This is a genomic window from Glutamicibacter sp. AGC46, assembly GCF_053543715.1.
Window position 1 is genome coordinate 386,389 of the sequence record NZ_JBLVOJ010000024.1, and the last position, 4,879, is coordinate 391,267.

Sequence of the window (4,879 nt, forward strand, 5' to 3'; positions counted from 1 at the left end):
AAGCCCCCCCGAGCTGTTTGGTTTTGCTACTATTTGCGGGCCTCGTGCATCGCGACCTCAGCGGCCACCCAAGCGAGCATTGCGCACTTGACGCGTGCGGGGAACTTGGAGACGCCGACGAAGGCAGCAGCGTCTTCCAGCACCTCTTCATCCGGCTGGAAGTTTCCCTTGGAGCGCATCATCTCGCGGAAATAGTCCCGCTTTCCAAGAAATTCTTCCTTAGTCAGTTCAGGCAGCATCTCGGCCAGCACCGAGGCAGAGGCCATGGAGATGGAGCAGCCATCGCCTTCCCAGCTCATCGAAGTGAAATGCTCCTGGTCATCGAGCTCTACGCGGACACGGATCTGGTCGCCGCAGATCGGGTTGTGCTGGTGGGACTCGCCGTGCAGCAATCCTTCGGTGGTTTCGACCAGCGGCGAACCGATGCGGCGCTTCGAGTGGTCCAAGATGACCTGTTGGTATAGCTGATCCAATTCGTTCATTTAAACTCCAAAGTATTCGCGCACGGAGCTCAAGGCCTCAAGCAGGGCCTTGATGTCTTCTTCCGTGTTGTACAGATAGGTGCTGGCGCGGGTCGTGGAATTCACGCCCAGGGCGCGGTGCAGCGGCTGCGCACAGTGGTGGCCCACGCGTACCGCAATGCCGCGCGAGTCGAGGTACTGGCCGACATCATGCGGGTGCACCCCGATCACTTCAAACGGGACAGTACCGATACGCTGCGCGTCGGCCGGACCGAAAACGCGCACGCCTTCGATTTTCGAGATGCCCTCATAGAGCATTGCTCCGAGGTGCTCTTCCCAGGCCGCGATACGGCCCATGCCGATTTCATCCAGGTAGCTGACTGCGGTAGCCAAGCCGTGGGTCTGAGCGATGCGCTGGGTTCCGGCCTCGAAACGCTGCGGCGATGGCATGTATTCTGCGTGCTCCATGTCCACCACGGTGATCATCGATCCACCCGTGAGGAACGGTGGCATTGCGTTGAGCAGTTTTTCACGCCCGTAGAGTGCGCCGATTCCGGTTGGGCCGAGCATCTTGTGGCCGGAGAAGGCCATGAAGTCAACGTCCAAGGCTTTCACGTCGACCGGCAGGTGCGGCACGGACTGGCATCCGTCCAGCACGGTCAGGGCGCCGACCTTGCGGGCAGCGTCAACGAACTTCTGGGTATCGGTGATGGTGCCCAGCACATTCGAAACGTGGGTGAAGGCAACGAGCTTGGTTTTCTCGGTAACCAGCTCATCAAGCAATTCGTAGCGCAGTGCACCGTCTTCGGTGACTGGCACGTAACGCAGCGTAGCACCGGTGCGGAAAGCCAGTTCCTGCCACGGGATCAGGTTCGCGTGGTGTTCAAGTTCGGTGGTGAGGATTTCATCGCCCGGGCCCAAGCGGAATCGGGCCGCGGCCTCTCCCCCGCGCCCCAAGGAGGCATTGGACATCGAGTAGCTGATCAGGTTCAGCGCTTCGGTGGCATTAGCAGTCCACACCAGTTCGTTGGTGCGTGCACCGATGAACTTGGCGACTTTCTCGCGGGCTTCCTCAAAGATCTCGGTCGCTTCAACTGCCAAGGAATGCGCACCGCGGTGTACTGCTGCGTTGGCGTTCTCGTAGTAGTGCTGCTCGGCTTCATAGACGCAACGCGGCTTCTGGCTGGTGGCGCCGGAGTCCAGGTACACAACGTCAACGCCGTTGACTTGGTGCTCCAGAATTTCAAAGTCGGCCTTGATGCGCTCAACTTCTCCAGCTGTCAACGCCTCAAGGGCTTCTGGCTGACCGGTCATCGTGTGCACGTGGTCCTCCGAATAATTGTCATGGATGCCCGGCAGGCCGTGGCAAAGAATCGTCACAGGCCTATTAGGCAAGGGGTACATTGGGTAATTATTCCACTCCGGGCCTCGAAGCACATCTAAGTTAGGCCTTAGTAAGGAACGCCTCGGTCCATAGCTTTCCTAATTTAATGAAGTCGAGGACCGCTGCGGACCGTTCAAGTCCCCAGCGGTCCCCGCTTGGCTTCACCGCGCCCCATAGGGATCAGTGGTCAGCTGATATGGAATTTTGCCTGGGCAGCTTCCAAACCCGAGTTCATCAGCAATTCCACTGCGTCAGCGCAATTGTCGATCAGAAACGGAAGATCGGCCTTTTCGGTCTTGGAGAAGTCCTGCAAAACCCATTTGGCAGTATCCATGCGGCCCGGAGGGCGCCCAACGCCTGCGCGCACGCGCAGGTAGTCCTTGGAGCCCATGGCCTTGGAGATATCCCGCAGGCCGTTATGCCCGCCTTCACCGCCACCGCGCTTGAGCTTGATGGTATCGAAGGGAATGTCGATCTCGTCGTGCACGACAATCAGCCGGGCGGCATCGATGCCGAAGAACTTTGCCGCGTTAGCTACCGGCCCGCCCGAAAGATTCATGAAAACCATGGGCTTGGCCAGCACGATGCGTGGACCGCCAACCCCCATGCGTCCTTCGACAACCTGGGAACGCGAGGAGTGGGTCTTGAATTTCGAGCCGACTCGATGAGCCAGCTCATCGAGCACCATCTGCCCGATATTGTGTCTATTGCCAGCGTAGCCGGACCCGGGGTTTCCGAGTCCGGCTACGAGCCAAGTTCCATCACTCATGATGCTCAGCTAAAACCTAGTTCGCTGTAATTAGGCAGCGATGATCAGGTCCATGTGATCAACGGTGCGGTTCAGCGCGTGGATCTGGATGTCCTTGATGGTGGTCTTCACGGTCTTGCCTTCGATGTTCAGAACCAGCTCAACACCGCGGTCGCGAACGGCCAGGGTGGTTTCGCGGCCTGGAAGCAGTACGTGCTGTGGCTCGGAGCCTGCACCGTAGACAACTGCTGGGATCTGGCCATCGCGGCGAGCCTGGCGGGCAGCGCCCTTGCCGAAATCGCTACGTACAACGGCGTCAAGGTTGACAGATGCCATGATAATTCTCCTTAGGAAATGAATGCTTCGTTAAGGCCCTTGCGTGGACTCGGGAAGCATCCAACATCTAGGAGATGAAAGAGCTTTTCCGGCCTTGTCGATAACGGTCCCACCATTGCTGGTGTTTCCCTCGCCTGGGCACAGTCAACAATTCTACCAGCTGCCATCGCCAACGGGAAAACCTGTAGCGAACGCCACTATTCCTGGATTCCGCTCAACGGCTTTGGAAAATAAAAGTATCGTCCAGCGTAAAGCCGTGGGCGTCATCGCAGCGATAACCGCGCAGCCGCGGCACTCCATCCACCATCCGCAGATAGAATCCGCGCGGGAATTCCTGATCGCCGGGTGCCGCGGAAGCGACGGCCAACGAATCAGCCGGCTTCTTCCCATCACTGAGCACTGAATTGCTGGAAGACGCTTGGTCCAGAAAATCCAGTCGCAGATACGGGCCGGTCATGGCGGGGCACAACTTCAATCCGACGCTGACTGCGCGTTCAAGGACCTGAGTCAACGTTGCTCCGACCTCCAGACCAAGCTGTCGCAGATTACGACTTACCACGGTCACCTTTTGGGGCCGACACAACCTCATCGAAAATCCGGTGGGCTAACAGCATTTTGGCGTAGTCGTTAAGCTGAACCCCTGTTTGGACCATGCGTTGCAGTAGCTCAGCGCGTTCCAGCCCTCCCACAGCGACCTGGCGTATGCCAAGTTCCATGCTGCCCCTCTTGGTCCTTGATCCACCATAAATAATAGTTTTCCGTGTCTGTATAAGGCACCTTCACCGGGCATTTTCTCGGGCGGGGTATATGGGAATCCGAAGTGTTTGAAAACTCGGTGTTTCAAAGATTAGCCGAGTCAAGAACACGTATATCCCGTATGACGACCGGCTTGCGGGACACTCTCAACGAACTCCCCAGAAAGTCACATTGCCTCAGCTGGACGTGCCTATTCTCGAAATTAGATAGTCTGGTGTAATGAAATCACTATCGATTGGTGCAACTGTCCTACTCCTGGTCGCTGCGGGTTTTGCTTTTCCGGTCAATCCGCTATGGGGTGCACTTTCGCTTGCTGCCGCGATCTGTTCAGCAGCGACTTATTTCGTATACAGAAAACAGGCAAAAAACACGCGCTAATTCTGGACATCTCGAAACTCTAGTCCCAGTGAACGTTCCCCTTAAGGGATACCCTGGCCGGTGACGACCGGATGCCCCGATACGGCACTACTCCGCGTTCTACATCAGCGCTTTGGGCCAAGTCAGCAAGCAACGATAGGGTTCTTCTTGTGAGACTGGTGGTTTCCAAACCGCCGCCAACCATCAGGAGATGAAGCGCGATGACACCCCAAGCAGAGACGGAAAGCCTCAGATTCGCAGAACGCTTGCCCGGTTGGCAGCGGTGGAGCGGTTCCCTCATCTTTGCAATCCTTGCGGTTATTTTCGCCGTGGTAGCTGTCATCGAATCGCTTTGGGGATTCTATTTAGTTGCTGTTGCCCTGATTTTTGCTGTCATGTGGTGCTGGAGGCTGGCAAGGATCACGGTGACGGTTGATGATCAAGCGGTCATTCTAACCGGTCCTGCCTGGAAGCGGGTCGTGCCACTACAGGACGTGCATGAAGTTTCGGTTTCAACGGATAACGGCATGAACCTTGGCTTGGTGAACTGGCCCGTCACGACGCATGAACACGGCTCCCTCACGAGACTGAATATGGGTGGAACCGCTGCCGTGACCTTCTCGGATTCAAAGGGCTACCGCTATCAGTTCGTATTGGCCAACCTTCAGGACGCCAGGCTAGTTGCGGAAGCGATCACTGGCTAATCCTCGCTCCACCACACGGAACGAAGCATGAAGCAGAGCGACACCGGCATTTATTTCGAGCTGTCCCAGAAGGGGTTCCTCTTACGGGCACTGTCAATGATCGCTTAACCGCCTCTGGCCGGCACCCTAAGGT

The 4,879-nt window shown here is 57.1% G+C and carries 5 protein-coding genes and 1 pseudogene; 1 reads left to right on the plus strand and 5 read right to left on the minus strand.

The genetic code is table 11. The features are described from left to right. Positions 1-29: 29 nt before the first annotated feature. The 5 genes and pseudogenes from sufU to ACNPM8_RS13860 all read right to left on the minus strand — a co-directional run bounded on the left by sufU (position 30) and on the right by ACNPM8_RS13860 (position 3,440). Positions 30-482, minus strand: coding sequence for a Fe-S cluster assembly sulfur transfer protein SufU (gene sufU / locus ACNPM8_RS13840; RefSeq protein WP_105657105.1), 453 nt, complete (start codon positions 480-482; stop codon positions 30-32). After that, the gene (locus tag ACNPM8_RS13845; protein ID WP_448940110.1) at positions 483-1,775 is read right to left on the minus strand and encodes a SufS family cysteine desulfurase; all 1,293 of its coding nucleotides are present in this window, start codon (positions 1,773-1,775) and stop codon (positions 483-485) included. 257 nt (positions 1,776-2,032) lie between these two features. Further along, the gene (gene pth, locus ACNPM8_RS13850; RefSeq protein WP_105657104.1) at positions 2,033-2,614 is read right to left on the minus strand and encodes an aminoacyl-tRNA hydrolase; all 582 of its coding nucleotides are present in this window, start codon (positions 2,612-2,614) and stop codon (positions 2,033-2,035) included. Positions 2,615-2,656: 42 nt separating this feature from the next. Then, a pseudogene (locus tag ACNPM8_RS13855) lies at positions 2,657-2,929 on the minus strand (50S ribosomal protein L25); the annotation flags it as partial. Positions 2,930-3,143: 214 nt separating this feature from the next. Then, positions 3,144-3,440: a hypothetical protein gene (locus tag ACNPM8_RS13860; RefSeq protein WP_133833054.1), complete on the minus strand. Its 297-nt coding sequence runs from the start codon at positions 3,438-3,440 to the stop codon at positions 3,144-3,146. A gap of 823 nt (positions 3,441-4,263) precedes the next feature. Here ACNPM8_RS13860 and ACNPM8_RS13865 point away from each other — a divergent pair. Further along, positions 4,264-4,746, plus strand: coding sequence for a hypothetical protein (locus ACNPM8_RS13865; protein WP_133833055.1), 483 nt, complete (start codon positions 4,264-4,266; stop codon positions 4,744-4,746). Positions 4,747-4,879: the final 133 nt, after the last annotated feature.

What these genes read in the sequence shown, in the direction of transcription:
- sufU (WP_105657105.1), bottom strand. Translation starts at nt 482, where the DNA reads ATGAACGAATTGGATCAGCTATACCAACAGGTCATCTTGGACCACTCG.
- ACNPM8_RS13845 (WP_448940110.1), bottom strand. Translation starts at nt 1,775, where the DNA reads ATGACCGGTCAGCCAGAAGCCCTTGAGGCGTTGACAGCTGGAGAAGTT.
- pth (WP_105657104.1), bottom strand. Translation starts at nt 2,614, where the DNA reads ATGAGTGATGGAACTTGGCTCGTAGCCGGACTCGGAAACCCCGGGTCC.
- ACNPM8_RS13865 (WP_133833055.1), top strand. Translation starts at nt 4,264, where the DNA reads ATGACACCCCAAGCAGAGACGGAAAGCCTCAGATTCGCAGAACGCTTG.